14 protein-coding genes are annotated in these 17,780 nt (G+C 63.6%); 8 read left to right on the top strand and 6 right to left on the bottom strand.

All coding sequences use genetic code 11. From position 1 onward, the window contains the following. Nucleotides 1–25 precede the first annotated feature (25 nt). Both BPNPMPFG_RS28020 and BPNPMPFG_RS28015 read left to right on the top strand, forming a co-directional pair. The gene (locus tag BPNPMPFG_RS28020) at nt 26–268 is read left to right on the top strand and encodes an SMc00767 family acetate metabolism repressor (protein WP_006202762.1); all 243 of its coding nucleotides are present in this window, start codon (nt 26–28) and stop codon (nt 266–268) included. A 277-nt stretch (nt 269–545) separates the two neighbouring features. After that, on the top strand, nt 546–953 hold the full coding sequence (locus BPNPMPFG_RS28015) for an ANTAR domain-containing protein (RefSeq protein ID WP_258591822.1): 408 nt from the start codon (nt 546–548) through the stop codon (nt 951–953). 31 nt (nt 954–984) lie between these two features. On the opposite strand, the gene BPNPMPFG_RS28010 is transcribed toward BPNPMPFG_RS28015, so the two are convergent. Next, complete coding sequence (locus BPNPMPFG_RS28010) at nt 985–1,701, bottom strand: HAD family hydrolase (protein WP_258591821.1); 717 nt, start codon at nt 1,699–1,701, stop codon at nt 985–987. Nucleotides 1,702–1,897: 196 nt separating this feature from the next. Here BPNPMPFG_RS28010 and BPNPMPFG_RS28005 point away from each other — a divergent pair, with 196 nt between their 5' ends. The 3 genes from BPNPMPFG_RS28005 to BPNPMPFG_RS27995 all read left to right on the top strand — a co-directional run bounded on the left by BPNPMPFG_RS28005 (nt 1,898) and on the right by BPNPMPFG_RS27995 (nt 5,984). Beyond that, complete coding sequence (locus tag BPNPMPFG_RS28005) at nt 1,898–3,334, top strand: glutamine synthetase family protein (RefSeq protein ID WP_258591820.1); 1,437 nt, start codon at nt 1,898–1,900, stop codon at nt 3,332–3,334. 166 nt (nt 3,335–3,500) lie between these two features. Continuing rightward, a complete protein-coding gene (locus BPNPMPFG_RS28000) occupies nt 3,501–4,787 on the top strand; it encodes an NAD(P)/FAD-dependent oxidoreductase (RefSeq protein ID WP_258591819.1) in 1,287 nt (428 codons plus the stop codon). Between the two features lie 330 nt (nt 4,788–5,117). Continuing rightward, entirely contained in the window at nt 5,118–5,984 is an 867-nt protein-coding gene (locus tag BPNPMPFG_RS27995) for an SH3 domain-containing protein (protein ID WP_258591818.1), read from the top strand. A gap of 20 nt (nt 5,985–6,004) precedes the next feature. Here the strand turns inward: BPNPMPFG_RS27995 and BPNPMPFG_RS27990 are convergent, their stop codons facing one another. Next, the gene (locus BPNPMPFG_RS27990; RefSeq protein ID WP_258591817.1) at nt 6,005–6,751 is read right to left on the bottom strand and encodes an SDR family oxidoreductase; all 747 of its coding nucleotides are present in this window, start codon (nt 6,749–6,751) and stop codon (nt 6,005–6,007) included. Between the two features lie 308 nt (nt 6,752–7,059). Between BPNPMPFG_RS27990 and zwf the strand changes: the two genes are divergently transcribed. From zwf to edd, 3 genes are all read left to right on the top strand, one after another. Beyond that, complete coding sequence (gene zwf / locus BPNPMPFG_RS27985) at nt 7,060–8,529, top strand: glucose-6-phosphate dehydrogenase (protein WP_258591816.1); 1,470 nt, start codon at nt 7,060–7,062, stop codon at nt 8,527–8,529. After that, nucleotides 8,511–9,227, top strand: a complete 717-nt coding sequence (gene pgl, locus BPNPMPFG_RS27980) for a 6-phosphogluconolactonase (protein WP_258591815.1) — start codon at nt 8,511–8,513, stop codon at nt 9,225–9,227. Before zwf ends, pgl begins: the two co-directional genes overlap by 19 nt. 71 nt (nt 9,228–9,298) lie before the next feature. Further along, nucleotides 9,299–11,122, top strand: a complete 1,824-nt coding sequence (gene edd, locus BPNPMPFG_RS27975; RefSeq protein ID WP_258591814.1) for a phosphogluconate dehydratase — start codon at nt 9,299–9,301, stop codon at nt 11,120–11,122. A gap of 68 nt (nt 11,123–11,190) precedes the next feature. Here the strand turns inward: edd and BPNPMPFG_RS27970 are convergent, their stop codons facing one another. From BPNPMPFG_RS27970 to BPNPMPFG_RS27955, 4 genes are all read right to left on the bottom strand, one after another. Then, the gene (locus tag BPNPMPFG_RS27970; protein ID WP_258591813.1) at nt 11,191–12,903 is read right to left on the bottom strand and encodes a vWA domain-containing protein; all 1,713 of its coding nucleotides are present in this window, start codon (nt 12,901–12,903) and stop codon (nt 11,191–11,193) included. Nucleotides 12,904–13,029: 126 nt separating this feature from the next. Beyond that, nucleotides 13,030–13,992, bottom strand: coding sequence for a GlxA family transcriptional regulator (locus tag BPNPMPFG_RS27965; protein ID WP_258591812.1), 963 nt, complete (start codon nt 13,990–13,992; stop codon nt 13,030–13,032). A gap of 56 nt (nt 13,993–14,048) precedes the next feature. Then, entirely contained in the window at nt 14,049–14,948 is a 900-nt protein-coding gene (gene folD / locus BPNPMPFG_RS27960) for a bifunctional methylenetetrahydrofolate dehydrogenase/methenyltetrahydrofolate cyclohydrolase FolD (protein ID WP_258591811.1), read from the bottom strand. 137 nt (nt 14,949–15,085) lie between these two features. Further along, nucleotides 15,086–17,752, bottom strand: a complete 2,667-nt coding sequence (locus BPNPMPFG_RS27955; protein WP_258591810.1) for a GumC family protein — start codon at nt 17,750–17,752, stop codon at nt 15,086–15,088. Nucleotides 17,753–17,780: the final 28 nt, after the last annotated feature.

Below are 17,780 nucleotides of genomic sequence, written 5' to 3'. Positions count from 1 at the left end.
GGCTTGAGAAACAAGGAGAACACCAATGGCATCGATAAGCCGCGTCAAGGAACGGGCCGAGGAACAGTCCACAACGATGAGCGTCGACCAGCAAGCGACGATCCGCATGCTGGCCAACGACCTGCACCGCCTCAACCAGTCGGTGATGAAGGCGGTCGAGGCCGGCGTCTCGGTGGAGCTCGTGCGCTCGGCACGACATCACGGCGGCGACGGCAACTGGGGCGATCTGCTGATCCCGGTGATCGTCACCCAGCAGAGCCACGGCTGATCGAAATCCACTCAACCGAGCCTTCACCTGCGCAGTCTCTGCGCAGGTGAATTTTCTTTTTACGCAGCCCGCCCTGTGGACAGTTCAGTACAGTAGCGTTGCTTCAAATTCATCGCCGAGGGTACGATTTCGGGGGCTTTTATTTCAACTTGACATGGGCCGCGATCTCACGCCAATTGCTCTCCAGATTTCAACTCTGCATTGAAATAGGGGCGAGCTTCTTGGCCGACTTGTGTGCCCAGTGAATCGCGAAGGCGAGTCTCCAAGACATCTAAATATGGTTGGCCGCGACTCGAGCGCTGAGACGATCCGTGATCCGTCGCAGGTGCTGGTCGTCGGGAGATCACCAATCAATCGCGTGGTGATTTCGAAGATCGTCGAGCGATCCGGGCTCAAGCCAATCTCGGAATCCCCAGACACTGCGGCAAAGATCTTGCGGTCCCTCATTCCCGGTGCCGTTGTCCTTGATGGCGGCGCCGACAACAAGGACTGCGACAATCTGTTGTCCAGCATCGACGCGTTGCGGCGGACCTCGGGAAAATCACTTCCGCCGGTGATCCTGCTTTCAACCAAGAATGGCACACCGGAGAGCCTGGGCCTGTCGAGCATCATCGATGCGGTGGTCGCCAAACCGATCACACCCGAACGGCTGCAACCGGTGATCGATCGCCTGATCAATCGCTGACGCCTGCGATATCAACCGCTGAGCCCCGCAATCAGCCTGGGTTGGTGATGCTTTCCACCAGTCCCGGCAGTTGTCCGAGATCGGGTATCTGGCGGAAGCGTGGCTCGGCTAGCGGAGCTTCGACATGCTCCAGCACCCAGGTCAGTTCATGCGGCACGTGCACACCCCAACCGCCGGCCTCGATGGCCGGCACCACATCCGACTTCAGCGAATTGCCGACCATCATGCTTCTTGCCGGACCATCGCCGTGGCGGCTGAAGAGGCGGGCATAGGTGGCGGCACTCTTGTCGCTGACGATCTCGACCGCGTCGAACAGATCTCCGAGGCCCGACCCGGCCAGCTTGCGCTCCTGGTCGAAGAGGTCGCCCTTGGTGATCAGCACGAGGCGGAATGCGCCGGCAAGCTTCTCGATAGTCTCGCGCGCATGCGGCAAGGCCTCGATCGGATGGCTCAGCATTTCGCGGCCGGCATCGAGAATCCCTGATATGACCGAGGCCGGCACACGACCGTCGGTGACCTCGATCGCCGTTTCGATCATCGACAGCGTAAAGCCCTTGATGCCGAAGCCATAGACGGCAAGGTTGCGCCTTTCAGCCTCCAGCAGTCGTGCCGAGATATGTCCGGCCTCGCCATGATCGGCAAGCATGGCCGCAAAGCGCTTCTCCGTCATGCGGAAGAACTGCTCGTTCTGCCAGAGCGTATCGTCGGCGTCGAAGCCGATCGTCGTCAGTTTGCCGTCTTGCCGCATGCAATGTCTCGATTAAGATTGGGTCTCGATTAAGATTGGGTCTCGATTGGGATTGGGGTCTCGATTGGATTGGGACGGGCGAAACTAAGCCGATTGGCGTGATTTTCAACCGCCTCAGTCAATGCCCGGCGTGGCTCCCCTTCCCTTCCACGGCGGGGCACGGCTATACTCCACAATCCGCAACCCAATCTGGTGAATGATGCCGCCTGCAAAAAAGGAAGTCCGTCCGTCGAGCCGCGGAGGACGTGTCCGCACACCTGCCTTTGTCAAGAACCAGCGTGGCGTCAAGAACTGGAAGGAAGTCAGCGCCTGGCTGGAATGGCGCGGCATCGAGGACATCGAGTGCATCACGCCCGATCAGGCCGGCGTCGCGCGCGGCAAGATGATGCCGTCGAAGAAATTCACCTCCAACACCTCGCTGGCACTGCCGTCGGCTGTCTTCATGACGACGATTTCCGGCGGCTACCCCGAGGATGGCAACGGCTTCCATTATCCCGAGGATGACGGCGACCTCAAACTGATGCCCGACCTGTCGACGCTGACGGTGGTGCCGTGGGAAGAAGACCCGACGGCCGCGGTCATCTGCGATCTCGTCCACCAGGATGGTCGCTCGGTCGAGTTCACCCCGCGCAACGTGTTGAAGCGGGTGGTGGCTGCCTATGACAAGCTCGGCCTGAAGCCGGTGGTGGCGCCCGAGATCGAATTCTACCTGGTGCGCAAGAACCCGGATCCGGACTATCCCCTGACCCCGCCTGTCGGCCGCTCGGGGCGCGCCATCGGCGGCGGCGCGGGCTATTCGATCGCCGGCGTCAACGAGTTCGACGAACTGATCGACGACATCTACCATTTCTCCGAAAGCCAGGGCCTGGAGATCGACACGCTCATCCACGAGGAGGGCGCCGGTCAGCTTGAGATCAATCTGCGCCACGGCGACCCGATCGAACTGGCCGACCAGGTGTTCATGTTCAAGCGCACCATTCGTGAGGCGGCACTCAAGCACGAGATCTATGCCACGTTCATGGCCAAGCCCATCCAGGGACAGCCCGGCTCGGCGATGCATATTCACCAGTCGATCATCGACAAGAAGACCGGACAGAACATCTTCTCTGCCCAAGACGGCTCGGAGACCGAAGATTTCTTCCATTTTATCGGCGGCATGCAGAAGCATGTGCCGAACGCGCTGGTGATGTTCGCGCCCTATGTCAATTCTTATCGCCGGCTGACGCAGGCGGCGTCGGCTCCGGTCAACAACAAATGGGGTTACGACAACCGTACCACTGCGTTCCGCGTGCCACGCTCGGATCCGGCGGCGCGGCGCGTCGAAAACCGCATTCCGTCCTCCGATGCCAACCCCTATCTGGCGCTGGCGGCATCGCTGGCCTGCGGGCTGATCGGGATCACCAACAAGATCAAGGCTGAGCCTCCCGTCCTGACCACCGCCAACGCCGACGAGATCGACCTGCCGCGCGGCCTGCTCGAAGCCGTCGACCTGTTCGAGGGCGATGAGGAACTCTGCGCGCATCTGGGCAAGTCCTTCGCCGCCACCTATGCGGCGATCAAGCGGGCGGAATTCGAGACCTTCATGGAAGTGATCAGCCCGTGGGAGCGGGAGTATTTGTTGCTCAATGTTTAGGCGAATAGCGAATAGCGAATAGCGAATAGCGAATAGCGAATAGCGAATAGCGAATAGCGAATAGAAGTAATACCGGCTGCCTTCCCTATTCGCTACTCTCTACTCTCTACTCTCTACTCGCTATTCGCTTTCTCACCCTTCCAAATCCCCGAGTCTTCGCCGCATCATGCCCTACCAATCCCCGATCTCCCCCGGCCGTTCCTGGTATGAGGACACCGCCGGGCCACGACCCGAATACCCGGTGCTGGACGGCGACCGGACATGCGACGTCGTCATCATTGGCGGCGGTTTTACCGGGCTGTCGGCGGCAACGCATCTGGCCAAGGCAGGGGCCAATGTCGTTTTGATCGAGGCGTATCGCTTCGGGGATGGCGCATCGGGGCGCAATGGCGGCCAGCTTGGCACCGGCCAGCGCGCCTGGGTGGAGGACCTGGAAGCCGAGTATGGTTTCTCCCGCGCCAAGGCGCTGTTCGATCTTGCCGAAGAGGCGAAGGCGCATCTCCTCGAATTCGCCGCCGCCAACCAGATCGATATCGACTACATGCCCGGCCAGCTCTCGGTGGCGCACAAGCCGCGCTATGTCGACGACTACAAGGCGCATGCCGAGATCATGGCGAGCCGTTTTTCCTACCCGCATATTTCCTTCATGGACGCCAAGGAGACCGCGGAGCGGCTGGGCTCGACCGCCTATTTCGGCGGCACGCGCGACACCGGCACCGGCCACATCCATCCGATGAAGCTGGTGATCGGCACCGCGCGGGTGGCGGCGCAAGCCGGCGCGCAGCTGTTCGAGGAGACGCCGTCGACCGGCATCATTTCCAGTGGCGGCAAGGTGAAGGTTTCAACGCCGAGAGGTACGGTTTCAGCGCAGAAATGCCTGATCGCGGTCAACGCCTATGGCGGCACGCTTGAGCCGGTGAGCGCGGCGCACATCATGCCGATCGGGTCGTTCATCGGTGCGACGGTGCCTCTGGGAGCGGATTCGACCGTGCTGCCGGGCGGCGAGGCGGTCGACGATTCCCGCTTCGTCGTGCGCTATTTCCGCAGATCCAAGGACGGGCGGCTGCTGTTCGGCGGACGCGAGGTCTATGGCGTCAACGATCCCAAGGATATCCACATCCACATCCGCCGTCAGATCGCGGAATTGTATCCGGCACTCAGGGATGTCGAGATCACGCATGGCTGGGGCGGCTATGTCGGCATCACGGTGCCGAGAAAACCGTTCGTACGCGAAGTGATGCCCAATGTGATCTCGGCCGGCGGCTATTCCGGTCACGGCGTCATGCTGTCGAACTTCTTCGGCAAGCTCTATGCCGAGACCGTTGCCGGCAACCGCGACCGGCTGAAGCTGATCGAGGATCTGAAGATCCCGCCGTTCCCCGGTGGCCGGCGTTTCCGCGCGCCGTTGCTTTTCCTGGCGCTCAACTGGTTCGCGCTGCGGGACAGGATTTAATGCATGTCGCCCAAAAGCGGTCCCGGTTTTGGGACAACGGCATGCCTAAAACAAGGACCTAAAGCGCGTCGCGCTTTAGCCGCTCTGATCTGATGTAATATTGTAATATTTGTTGCCCAAGCGACGCATTGCGCAATTCCCGGCAAAGGCGCAGAATCCTTTGTTATGGCGTACTGATGCCACAATCGCGGGCGAAAAGTCCCGCTTCTGGGCGATTATTCGGGGATTGCTGCGGGCTTGCCCGCGTTGATTTTGGGACCGATGCCGATCGTAGACCGTACTTCCGGCACCGATCGAAAGAACATCGGCCCGCTTATGGAGGTGGCAAGAGTGAAAGAGCCCTTCAGTTTCGGTACGCCGGAACGTCGGCGCTTTGCCATGCAGTTCGGATATGACATGCGGCCGTCCTTCTGGCATGAGGTCCGTTCGAACTCGCATCTGGTGATCGCCGCGATCGGCACGGCCGCGCTGCTTGGCGTCGCCGCCGTGGCGCTGTGGCTGGCGTTGCCGGCCAATGACAGGCAAGCGGCGGCGGCGCCCGAGCAGACCATTCCAGCCATTCCGGTGAAGACGACGAAAGTAGCCCCGGTAGGAACAGCAGTGGCCGCAGCAGCCGTGCCGCGGCCAGCGCGCAAGTCCGACCAGGTTTCACCGACCTTGGTGGCAGCGAAAGCCATCATACCGGCGCTCCCGGCCAATGATCCCCGTTGGACCGGTCCGCAGTCGAAGGCCGCATCCGCTTCCGACTCCCCTGCTCCCGCCCAGGTGGCGAACCAGGCTGAACAAGCGCCGGACAAGGCGGCGGTGGCATTCGCGCAGCCGGCAGCCGATACCGATGCCAGCACCGAACTTGCCAAGGTTGCCGCGCCGACCCCGCCGACCGGCAGCAATCCCGATAGCGCGCGGACCGCCGCCATCCCCGCGGTGCAGCCGCAAGTGCCGGGGCAGCAGCCAGCAGCAGCGGAAGGCGACGGCAGCCAGGCCAAGGCGAAGCCACGCAAGGTCGCAACCGCCGGAACCGGACGGATCCTGCGGTCCGTGACCATGCGCAGTGCCCCAAAGAAGGGAGCTGCCGCCATCGGCACAATACCGGCCCGGACTTCAGTGCAACTGATGGGCTGCAAGCAGTGGTGCGAGATCGTCTACAACGGCAAGCACGGCTGGGTATACAAGAGCTACATCAAGCCCGGCGCGTGATATCCGGCGCATGAAGTGGGTCAGATGCAGCGCCCTCCGTCCACTTCCAGCGCGACACCGGTGATAAAAGCGGCTTCGTCCGACGCCAGCCAGAGTGCGGCGTTGGCGATATCAAGCGGTGTCGAAAGCCGGCCGAGCGGGATCGAGGCGCGGAACGTCTCGCGGATCTCGGGCGTATCGGCACCCATGAATTTTTCCAGCATGCCGGTCTCGCCAGCGACCGGGCACAGGCAGTTGACGCGGATGTTCTTCGGCGCCAGTTCGACCGCCATCGACTTGGTGGCGGTGATCGCCCAGCCCTTCGAGGCATTGTACCATGTGAGGCCGGGCCGCGGCCTAAGACCGGCGGTGGAGGCGGTTGTCAGGATGACGCCGCCACCTTGCCGATCCATGATCGGCACCACGGCGCGTGCGGCGTGATAGATCGCTTTCATGTTGACGGCGGTAATCAGATCGAAAGTATCCTCGTCGACGTTGAGCATGTCGCCGTTGCGATGGGTAAACCCGGCATTGTTGACCATGATGTCGATGCGGCCGAAGGCGCTCTTCGCGGCATAGATCATCTCGTCGAATTCGGACCGCAGCGAAACATCGGTCTGGGTCCAGATCGCCGCCTCGCCGATCTCGCCGGCGACACGCTCGGCGCCCTTGGCGTTGAGGTCGGCGACGACGACCCTGGCGCCTTCCTGCGCAAAGCGCCTGGCGATGCCCTCGCCGAAGCCCGCCGCCGCACCGGTGATGACGGCAACCTTGTTTTGCAGACGCATGCTTTTCCCGCTCATGATTGGTGACGATCGACCGGTACGCCAGCGAAACATGCAAAACCACGGCTTCTGACCGAGGTGGTCGAAAGATGTGCGGCCATGGCCGATTTCTCCTTTGGCTTTCGCTTCGATCCCGCTCTATGCTGCAACTGCGAAGGCTTCCGGAGCCGCGCCTGTCGACAAGCCTCGAGGGCACCGGACTGTCAAGAGGCAGGCGCAACACTCAGATGTGACACCATGGCACTGGAAAATTTAAATCGATTAGATTATATCAGCCGCGTCACTGCGACCGGCGTCAGAGCGGACAGACCATGACCAGCCAGATCATCCCCGTCGACCCTTTCGACTTCATCATTTTCGGTGGTACCGGCGATCTGTCGGAACGCAAGCTTCTGCCGTCGCTCTACCATCGCCAGCGCGACCATCAATTCTCCGAGCCGACCCGCATCATCGGCACGTCACGCTCGAAGATGACCGACGAGGAATTCCAGGCCTTCGCAAGCCAAGCGATCTCGGATCACGTCAGAGCGGCCGATATCGACGCCAAGGAGCTGAAGACGTTCCTTGCCCGGCTTTCCTACGTTTCGGCCGATGCAACGACCGGCGCCGGCTTCGACAAGCTGAGGAAGGCGATCGGCGACAGCGACCGCATCCGCGCCTTCTACCTGGCGGTGGCGCCGGCGCTGTTCGGCGATATCTCGCACAAGCTGAAAGAGCACAAGCTGATCACGCCGAACTCGCGCATCGTGCTGGAGAAGCCGATCGGCCGCGACCTCGCCTCGGCGCGAACGCTCAACGATCTGGTCGGCGATGATTTCCACGAAAGCCAGGTCTTTCGCATCGACCATTATCTCGGCAAGGAGACTGTGCAGAACCTGATGGCGCTGCGCTTCGCCAACGCGCTCTACGAGCCGCTGTGGAACTCCGCCCATATCGACCACGTACAGATCACCGTGGCCGAGACCGTCGGCCTGGAAGACCGCGTCACCTATTACGACAAGGCCGGCGCGCTGCGCGACATGGTGCAGAACCACATACTGCAGCTCTTGTGCCTGGTCGCCATGGAGGCGCCGTCGTCGATGGATGCCGACGCGGTGCGCGACGAGAAGCTGAAGGTGCTGCGCGCGCTGAAGCGCATCAATGGCAACGAAGCGCCGAAGCACACCGTGCGCGGCCAGTATCGCGCCGGAGCTTCGGCCGGCGGGCCGGTGAAAGGTTATGTCGAGGAGCTTGCCCACGACAGCAACACCGAGACCTTCGTCGCCATCAAGGCCGAGATCGGCAACTGGCGCTGGTCGGGCGTTCCGTTTTACCTCAGGACCGGCAAGCGGCTGGCGACCCGCGTTTCGGAAATCGCCATCGAGTTCAAGCCGATCCCGCATTCGATCTTCGGCGACAGCGCTGGACCGATCTTTGCCAACCAGCTGGTCATCCGGCTGCAGCCGGACGAAGGCGTCAAGCAGTTCATCATGATCAAGGACCCAGGCCCGGGCGGCATGCGGCTGCGCCAGATCCCGCTCGACATGAGTTTCGCGCAGTCCTTCGACGGCCGCGCGCCCGATGCCTATGAGCGGCTGATCATGGATGTCATCCGCGGCAACCAGACCCTGTTCATGCGCCGCGACGAAGTCGAGGCGGCGTGGAAGTGGATTGACCCGATCCAGAACGCCTGGGAAAGCGCCAGACAGGAGGCGCAAGGCTATACGGCAGGTACCTGGGGCCCCTCGGCCTCGATAGCACTGATCGAACGTGACGGGCGGACATGGCACGAGAGCAACTGAACAGCACCGCCTATAGCTGGAACGGCTTCGCCGAGCGCCAGGAGTTGGCGGCCGCCCTTGCCGGTCATGTCGCCGGCCGCCTGACCAAGGCGATCGCCGAGCGCGGCACAGGGCTGCTCGCCGTCTCCGGCGGCACGACGCCGGCAAAGTTCTTCGCCGCCCTTTCGGCGATACCGATCGCCTGGGACAAGGTGATCGTGACGCTGGTCGACGAGCGTTTCGTGCCGGCTTCCTCGCCGCGTTCCAATGCCGGATTGGTGGCCGCCAATCTCTTGCAGAACGCGGCCAAGGCGGCACGCTTCGTGCCGCTCTATCACGAGGCCGTCGGTATCGAGACCGCCGCCGCGTCCGACGATGCGGCGCTCCGGTCCTTGCCCTGGCCGCTCGACGTCGTCGTGCTCGGCATGGGACCGGACGGCCACACCGCCTCGTTCTTTCCCGATGCCGACGATCTGGCTAAGCTGCTCGACCCGTCCTCCGACAGGATCGTGCTGCCGGTTCACGCGGTCAGCGCCGGCGAGCCGCGCCTGACCCTGTCGCTGGCGCGGATTGTCGGTGCAGGCTTCATCGCGCTGCACATCGAGGGCGAGGACAAGCGCATCGCCTTCGACGGCGCGGTCGCGCCAGGACCGCAAAAGCCAATTCGCGCCGTGCTCGACGCAGCACCGAAGCCCGTAGAGGTTTTCTGGGCGCCCTGATTTCAACGTGCCGAGGGTCCCGGCAGACAGCCGGAGGGTGTTCCGGGACCTCGCCTGAAAGGACCTGTAACATGACCGCCAGACGCGATATCGAAGCCATCACCGAGCGCATCCGCCAGCGCTCCAGACCAGGCCGCGAGCGCTATCTCGGCCGCATCGCCGAGGCGTCGAACCGCACCGCGAACCGGGCCGTGCTGTCGTGCGGCAATCTCGCACATGGATTTGCGGTGTGCAGCCCCTCGGAAAAGCTGGCGTTGGGCGCCGACAAGGTGCCGAACCTTGGCATCATCACCTCCTACAACGACATGCTGTCGGCGCATCAGCCGTTCGAGACCTTTCCGGCGCTGATCAAGGACGCGGCGCGCGAAGCCGGCGGCATCGCCCAGGTGGCCGGCGGCGTGCCGGCAATGTGCGATGGCGTGACGCAGGGCCAGCCCGGCATGGAGCTGTCGCTGTTTTCGCGCGACGTGATCGCCATGGCTGCCGCCATCGGCCTGTCGCACAACATGTTCGACGCCGCCGTCTATCTCGGCGTCTGCGACAAGATCGTGCCCGGACTGGTGATCGCGGCGCTGACCTTCGGCCATCTGCCGGCAGTGTTCATTCCGGCCGGGCCGATGACCACCGGCCTGCCCAACGACGAAAAAGCCAAGGTCCGCCAACTCTATGCCGAGGGCAAGGCCGGACGCGCCGAACTGCTGGAGGCCGAATCCAAGTCGTACCATGGGCCGGGCACCTGTACCTTCTACGGCACGGCGAACTCCAACCAGATGCTGATGGAGATCATGGGCCTGCACACGCCAGGCGCCTCCTTCGTCAATCCCGGCACGCCGCTGCGCGAGGCCTTGACCCGCGAAGCGACGAAGCGGGCGCTGGCGATCACCGCGCTCGGCAATGCCTATACGCCTGTCGGCCGGATGATCGACGAGCGTTCGATCGTCAACGGCATCGTCGGCCTGCATGCCACCGGCGGCTCGACCAATCACACCATCCACCTGATCGCCATGGCGGCGGCCGCCGGCATTGCTATCACCTGGCAGGACATTTCCGACCTTTCGGAAGCGGTGCCGCTGCTGGCACGGGTCTATCCGAACGGCCTTGCCGACGTGAACCATTTCCACGCCGCCGGCGGGCTCGGCTTCCTGATCCGCGAGCTGCTCGACGAAGGCATCCTGCATGAGGACGTGCAGACGGTGTGGGGCGAAGGATTGCGACCCTATGCCGCCGAGGCAAAGCTCGGCGCCGACGGCGGCGTGGTGCGCGAGGCCTCGCCGCGCGTGAGCGGCGACGAAAAGGTGCTGGCGCCGTTCAAGAGGGCGTTCCAGGCGACGGGCGGTCTGAAGGTACTCTCGGGCAATCTCGGCCATGCCGTCATCAAGACTTCCGCCGTGAAGCCGGAGCGGCGCGTCATCGAGGCGCCGGCCAAGGTGTTCGACAGCCAGCAAGGGCTGAACGAGGCGTTCAAGGCAGGCACGCTGACCGGCGACTTCATCGCCGTCATCCGCTTCCAGGGTCCGAAGGCCAACGGCATGCCGGAACTGCACAAGCTGACCACCGTGCTCGGCATCCTGCAGGACCGCGGCCAGCGCGTGGCGCTGGTCACCGACGGGCGCATGTCGGGTGCCTCCGGCAAGGTCCCGGCGGCGATCCACGTCACGCCGGAAGCGGTCGAAGAGGGGCCGATCGCCAGGATCCATGATGGCGACATCATCAGGCTCGACGCAGACGCCGGAACGCTCGAAGTGCTGGTGCCGGCCGGCGAGTTCGCACTGCGCCGGACGGCTGATGCCGACCTCATCGGCAATGAATTCGGTTTCGGCCGCGAACTTTTCGCCGGCTTCCGGCAATTGGTCGGCCGTGCCGACCATGGCGCCAGCGCCTTCGGCACCGCTTGATGCAATCATCCCGTCCATGAAGAAGGGCGGCGCGTGGCCGCCCTTTTTCGCCACCGGGCAGATGGCAGTCATGGAGTGACGGTGATTTCTCTCCGTTCGCCGGCCTTGATCGTCACCGGCATTTCCTTGTCATGGCCGTCATCGGACATGTGCCGGACAACCACATAGTCGCCGGCCAGAATGGTCTGCTGCCAGGTGTCGCCATAGCTCAGGCCTAGCGCCTTGCGCTTGCCCTGGATGTCCTTTTTCGGCGACAATATCTCGATCGAGTAGGCGCCGGGGGCCGACATGGCCAGCACGCCGGCATCGAGCGGCACCTTGATGTCCTGGTTGTCGCCCGCCTTGATGCTGAACGGCTGCTCGGCAACAGCAAGATCAAGCGTGGTGACCGCCACATAGTCGTCGGCCGGAAGCCAGAACTTGCTGTCCGGCCCATAGGAGTGTTCGACATCTTCGCGTGAACCGTCGATCTTCTTCTTCGCCTTGACGATCTGGACACTGATGCCCGAGGCATCGGCCTTGTCGCCGCCGGCAGTATAGTAGACGTTGATCACCACATGGCCGACGCCGACGATGACGTCCTTCTCCATCGTCTGACCGGCGGCGAGCTGGATGGTTTCGGTGACGGTGCCGCTGCCGATCTGGACCGTGACCTTCTGCTCACCGGCCGGCACGATGATTTTCGTGTTGCCGTAGTGGGTGGTGCTGCCGCCCGGATAGGCGAAATCGAGACGGGCTTCATCGCTGATATCGGCGCCCTGGCTCGACCGCGGATGAATGAGCATGGTGCCCGCGTTCAGGGTGAAGAGCGGCTTGTAGACCTGGCCGGCCTCGATCTTGAATTTCTGCTCCACCTTGGCCTCGTCGTCGCGCGCGACGACGATATAGTCGCCCGGCTCGAGATTGCCGCTGTAAGTGCCATATTCGGTGGTCACGGAATCGCCGCGCGAGCCATCGGCGTTCGCCTTGTAGATCTCCCAGGCGTTGCCCTCGGTGATCGGCTCGCCACCTTCGGCCATCACCACCGTCGGCTGGAAGTTGACTTGCGGTTTTGCCGGCTCCGGCGCGGGCGCAGGCGCCGGGGCGGGAGCTGGAGCCGGGGGGGGAGCTGGAGCTGGAGCCGGGGCGGGAGCTGGTTCGGGAGCGGGAGCGGGAGCTGGTGCCGCCACGGTTTCGACAAGCGCCTCCTGCAATGCCTTTTCGTCGGACGCCTGGATGTATTTGCCGCCGGTGTTGTCGGCGAGGCAGGCGATCTGCCTGCCTTCATCGGCGGTGAGGCCGAAGCCGACGACATCGGCGGTGAAATCGACGCCGGACGCTTCGAGTTCCTTGCCAAGCGCGCAGGGGTCGCCGCCGCAGGTTTCGAGCCCGTCGGTGATGAGCACGACCGTTGCCTTGTTCTCGGTGTATTTCAACGCTTCGGCCGCCTGCTTGACGGCAGCCGTCAGCGGCGTCTTGCCGAGGAATTTCAGGCTGTCGGCGGCAGCCGAGATGGCGCTCGCCGAACCTGCCTGCGGCGGCACGATCAACTGGATGTCGTCGCAGCTGCCCTTTTGGCGATGGCCATAGGCCATGAAGCCTATTTCGTCGTCGGCAGGAACCGACTTCAGCACCGTTCTCAGCGATTCACGGGCGATTTCAAGTTTGGGCTTGCCGTCGATCTGCGCCCACATCGAGCCGGAGGCATCGAGAATGATGATGACCTTGTTTGCGGCAAAGCCGAACGTCGTCATCGACAAAAGGAGGATCGCCGCAGCGACGCTCCGTGCAAATCCCGCCATCGAAATCTCCTCAAATCCGCCCTGATCCGGGCTGGAAAGCTATTGGACGCGGCGTCGGGACACAAGTCCGGGCGCGGGTGCGAAGGGAGCCGAATGCCAAACTTCTGAGCCGAAGCGAAAGTCCGCTCAGTAGGTCGTGCGCCGTTCTTCCGAGGGCGGCCTGCCGAATTGCAGCCGGTAGCTCTGGGCAAAATAGGAATGCGAGGTGAAGCCCGTCGCGATCGCCACGTCGAGGATCGGCATGTTGGTCTGGCGCAGCAATTCGCGCGCCCGCTCCAGCCGCAGCCGCATGTAATAACGGCCGGGCGTGACACTGAGATGGCGCAGGAACAGGCGCTCGACCTGGCGCACCGACAGGCCGGCGGATTTGGCCAGTTGCACCGCCGACAGCGGCTCGTCGAGGTGGTCGGCCATCAGTTCGACGATGCGCCTGAGCTTCTCCGACTTGCCGGTCAGGTCGCGTTCCGGCCCGACGCGCTGGCGATCGCCGGCCGAGCGGATGCGCTCGTGCTGGAACTGGTTGGCGACGCCATTGGCGAGGTTGGAGCCGAAATCGCCGCGCACGATCTCCAGCATCAAATCGATCGAGGTCGTGCCGCCGGCGCATGTGTAGCGCTTGCGATCGATCTCGAAGACGTTGCCCGTGCAGTTGATGTCGGGAAACCGTTCGACGAAGCCGGCGCGGTTTTCCCAATGGATGGTGCAGCGATAGCCGTCGAGCTGGCCGGCTTCGGCAAGCAGGTAGGAGCCGACCGACAGCGCGCCGAGCGCATTGCCGCGCCGGCCCCAGCTGCGCAAAGCCGCCAGCACCTTGCTCTTGCCGGGAAATTCCGTCGTCAGTCCGACCGAGACGAACAGGATGTCGACCGGCGGCAGGTCTGCAACGGCATAGTCGATCTTGAGCGGCAGGCCATTGGAGGCCATCACCGGATCGCCATCGGCCGACACCGTCGTCCAGCCGTAGAAATCGCGGCCAAGCAACCGGTTCGCCGACCGGAACGTATCGATCGCCGCGGCCAGCGAGAACATGGAGAACTTGTCGACCAGCAGGAAAGCGAACTGCCGGCCGCCTTGAACGGGATCCGTCATGACCGGCCGTTCTACAGGAACAGTTGGGTTCGGCAAAGCTGCGGCTTTCTGATGGGTCAGAAGGACGGCCGTTTCAATCCGGCCGCAAGGTAGGCAGAGGCTAACGTATTGGCCATCAGCATGGCAATGGTCATCGGCCCGACACCACCGGGAACCGGCGTGATGGCACCGGCGGCCTTCGCCGCTTCGGCATAGGCGACATCGCCGACGAGGCGCGACTTGCCCTCGCCCTTTTCCGGCGCCGGAATGCGGTTGATGCCGACATCGATGACCGTGGCACCAGGCTTCACCCAATCACCCCTGATCATCTCCGGCCGGCCGACGGCCGCGACAAGAATGTCGGCGGTGCGGGCGAGTGCCGGCAGGTCCTTGGTGCGGCTGTGCGCGATGGTGACGGTGCAGTTGGCGGCAAGCAGAAGATTGGCCATTGGCTTGCCGACGATGTTGGAGCGGCCGACGACGACCGCGTTGAGGCCGGACAGGTCCTTGCCGCGCACGCGCTCGATCAGAAGCATCGAGCCGGCCGGCGTGCAGGGCACGAAGGCGGTCTCGAGTTCGCCGGTGCCGAGCTTGCCGACATTGATGAAATGGAAGCCGTCGACATCCTTTTCCGGGGCGATGGTCTGGATGATCTTGCCGGCGTCGATATGGGCAGGAAGCGGAAGCTGCACCAGGATGCCGTTGATGGCCGGATCGGCGTTGAGGTCGCCGATGATCTTCAGTAAAGCCTGTTCGGAGGTCTCGGCCGGCAGCGTGTGCTGGAGCGAGTGAAAACCGCATTCCTTGGCGGTGCGCGACTTGGAGGCGACATAGACCTGGCTCGCCGGATCCTCGCCGACGATGACCACGGCAAGACCGGGCTTGGCCTTGCCCTTGGCAACCAGCTCGGCCGTCAGGGCCTTGACCGTCCGCACCACGTCTTCGGCGACGCTCTTACCGTCAATCACTTCGGCCATGAACCATCCTCAACAGCACAATGCTTTCGGCGGCATTTTCACGAAAATTCCAACGCTCAATCCCGTCAAAGCGCCGTCCCATGCCGTTTACGCGAAACCGGCATGTTTTTGTTCGGCACAGCAAAGTATTTTGTGGCTCAGAAGTAACGGCGACGCGCGCGGGTCTCGGTCAGTTCGCGAACCGCTTCGCGGAATTCGCGCAGCCTGTCGCGGATTTCCTCGATTGGGGTTTGCGGCTCGACTTCCCCCGCGGCCTGAGGTGCGTCCGGCAATGGCGCACGAGGCTGAGCTGCCTGCCGCGGCGAGTTGGGCTGCTGCGGATGGGCTGGAGCAGCGGGCAGATCGGAATAGGCCATCTGCGCGGCATTGGGCGCTGGCGCGACCTGTGGATAGGGATAGCCAGGCTGCTGTGGCATCTGCCAGGGCTGCGCCTGCGGATAGCCCATCGGCTGTCCATAGGGATAGGCTTGCGGCCCCGAATACGGCCGCTGCTGCGACACCATGTGAGGAGGCAGCGGCGGCGGCGCCATATGTGCGCCGGGCTGGAAAGGCGGCGGCGGATAGGCCGCCGCAACCGGCTGCCGAGGCGCAAAGGCAGCTGTCCATCCCGGATGGACCGGAGGGGTCCATCCGGGATGGACAGGATCTGTCGGATCTTGCGTTGGCTTCCCGTCTTCAGCAAAGGGTGAGACCCACTCACCGGCATCGACGGGCTCCTCCGCGGACGGCTTGCGGGACACGGCCTTGCGCAGCATCGACAGCAACGCACTGATCCGGCCGGGACCTTCGGCCGGCGTGATGTCAGCCTGCTGAACAGGCGGTGGTTCCGCTGGCGGTGGCGGTGCAGGTTGCGGCGGTGCCGGTGGTTTTGGTGGCGGCGGCGGTGCTGCCTGATATGCCTCGTCTTCGTAAGGCGTGCGGCGTTCGTCCGTGCCGCGATTGTAGCGCGAGCGCGACGTCGCGGTCTCGCGCAAGCTCTCATAGGCGCCACGCATGGCGCCGAGCCCAACGCCCGAGGCAAAGCCCAGCAACAGGCCGGCAAGCGCCACCAAGACCCGCGACGGCCCGTTCGGTTCGAGCGGCGCGAAAGCCTTCGAGATCACATTGATGTTGGCGGTGTTGATGTCCTTCTGCTCGCCGGTCTCCTTGGCGCGCAGCAGATATTGTTCATAGACGGAACGCTTGGCCGCGGCCTCGCGCTCCAGTTCGCGCATCGACACCAGGTCGCTGTTGACGTCGCCGCTGCGGACCTTCAGCTGCGCCAGACGGGACGCGAGATCCTGTTCGAGCTGGACAGCGCGCTTGAGGTCGACCTGCAGCGACGAGCCGATGCGTCGCAACTCCGCCGCCATGCGGTCGCGTGCACCGGCAAGCTGGGCATTGAGCGCCTGGAGTTCGGGGTGACGCGGGCCGAACTTGATGGCCGCTCGGTCGGCCTCCTGCTTGAGCGACGCATATTGCGACCGCAGATCGCTCATCGTGTTGGAGTTGATCTCCTCCGGCAAGGTGCCGGTGAGAACCGAGTTGACGTCGACCGAACGCGCCGACGCAGCCCGGGCATTGAGCTCCAGGGTGCGGGCGCGCGCGACCGACAGCTGCTCGTTGAGTTTCAGCATCTCATCGTCGCTGATGAGGTGGCCCTGTGCGTCGACAAGGTCGTGCGAGGCTCTGAAATCCTCGACCTTGCGTTCGGCAGCCTCGACGCCCTTGCGCAGTTCATCAAGCCTGGCCGTCAGTTCGTCGGTGGCGCGGCCGGCGGTATCGGACTGGATTTGACCGAAGGTCTGCAGGAAGACATCCGTCATGGTGTTGGCGATGAGAGCCGATTTCTCGCCGTTCTGGGTGGTGGCGCTGACGGTGATGACGAAGGTCTTGCCGCCGCGCTCGACCGAAAGGCTTTCGGCCAGATTGCCGACAGCGAGCGCGCGCCGGCGGGTGTCGTCGACACCGCCCGGCCCGTCATGCCGCGACACGATGGAGCGAATGAGCGACATGACGCCGAGGCCGCCGCTGCCTTGCCCATTGAATTCCGGGTCGTTGACCAGATTGAGCTTGTCGACAACCTTGTTGAGAACCGTGCCGGACGTCAGCACCCGGACCTGGTTTTCGACGATGGCCAGCGTGGCGTCGGAGGCAACGACCGACTGGGTGAGATCGCGGTCGGTGAGCTTCAGGTCGCGCGGATCGACGATCAGTTCGGTGGTGGCTTCGTATTTCTTCGGCGTCGACAGCGCGATGGCAATGCCGAGCCCGGCGCCCAGCAGCGTCGTCGCCACGATCAGCAGCTTCGACTTGCCGACACCGCGAACCACCTGCATCGGATTGATCAGCGGCTTCCACTGCTGGCTGTCCGCACTGTCACTGCGGGAGGCCGGCGCGTCGCCTGGATAGTCTGGATAGTAAGGTTCGGATGTCCGATCGGGGCGATGGGTGCCTGCGGTTTCTGCAGCAACGGACTCTGTCCGGGACGCATTTTGTGCATAGCCCGACGGTGCCGACCTGGTAGGTGAAAAATCGTCGGCGGAGGGACCGTGTTCGGGCGGCATCTGGGCTGACGAAGCAGCGCCATAACCAGCCTTAGCCATGTCTGTCGCTGCAGGATCCTGCTTCGGATTCGACCGCGCTTCGCGCTGCGAACGGGCCAGACGATGGCGTGTGGCGGCATCCTCGCGCCATGACCGATCTGCCCGATCCCCGATCGAAACCAGCGAAGCATCGGCCTCGTCGTCGCCGCGCACAGCCTGACCGAGCGCGAGCAGCGAACGCTCACGCTTCCAGTCTTCGCGGTTTTCCCTGTCGACCATCGTCTGGAGCTTACCTTTGGCGGCCTGC

The sequence above is a fragment of the Mesorhizobium sp. AR07 genome (assembly GCF_024746815.1).
Classification (GTDB): Bacteria; Pseudomonadota; Alphaproteobacteria; order Rhizobiales; family Rhizobiaceae; genus Mesorhizobium.
This window is presented reverse-complemented; position numbering and strand designations above follow the sequence as displayed.

Coding starts and splice junctions, on each gene's coding strand:
- BPNPMPFG_RS28020 (WP_006202762.1), top strand. CDS start 26: ATGGCATCGATAAGCCGCGTCAAGGAACGGGCCGAGGAACAGTCCACA.
- BPNPMPFG_RS28015 (WP_258591822.1), top strand. CDS start 546: ATGGTTGGCCGCGACTCGAGCGCTGAGACGATCCGTGATCCGTCGCAG.
- BPNPMPFG_RS28010 (WP_258591821.1), bottom strand. CDS start 1,701: ATGCGGCAAGACGGCAAACTGACGACGATCGGCTTCGACGCCGACGAT.
- BPNPMPFG_RS28005 (WP_258591820.1), top strand. CDS start 1,898: ATGATGCCGCCTGCAAAAAAGGAAGTCCGTCCGTCGAGCCGCGGAGGA.
- BPNPMPFG_RS28000 (WP_258591819.1), top strand. CDS start 3,501: ATGCCCTACCAATCCCCGATCTCCCCCGGCCGTTCCTGGTATGAGGAC.
- BPNPMPFG_RS27990 (WP_258591817.1), bottom strand. CDS start 6,751: ATGCGTCTGCAAAACAAGGTTGCCGTCATCACCGGTGCGGCGGCGGGC.
- zwf (WP_258591816.1), top strand. CDS start 7,060: ATGACCAGCCAGATCATCCCCGTCGACCCTTTCGACTTCATCATTTTC.
- pgl (WP_258591815.1), top strand. CDS start 8,511: ATGGCACGAGAGCAACTGAACAGCACCGCCTATAGCTGGAACGGCTTC.
- edd (WP_258591814.1), top strand. CDS start 9,299: ATGACCGCCAGACGCGATATCGAAGCCATCACCGAGCGCATCCGCCAG.
- BPNPMPFG_RS27970 (WP_258591813.1), bottom strand. CDS start 12,903: ATGGCGGGATTTGCACGGAGCGTCGCTGCGGCGATCCTCCTTTTGTCG.
- BPNPMPFG_RS27965 (WP_258591812.1), bottom strand. CDS start 13,992: ATGACGGATCCCGTTCAAGGCGGCCGGCAGTTCGCTTTCCTGCTGGTC.
- folD (WP_258591811.1), bottom strand. CDS start 14,948: ATGGCCGAAGTGATTGACGGTAAGAGCGTCGCCGAAGACGTGGTGCGG.
- BPNPMPFG_RS27955 (WP_258591810.1), bottom strand. CDS start 17,752: ATGGTCGACAGGGAAAACCGCGAAGACTGGAAGCGTGAGCGTTCGCTG.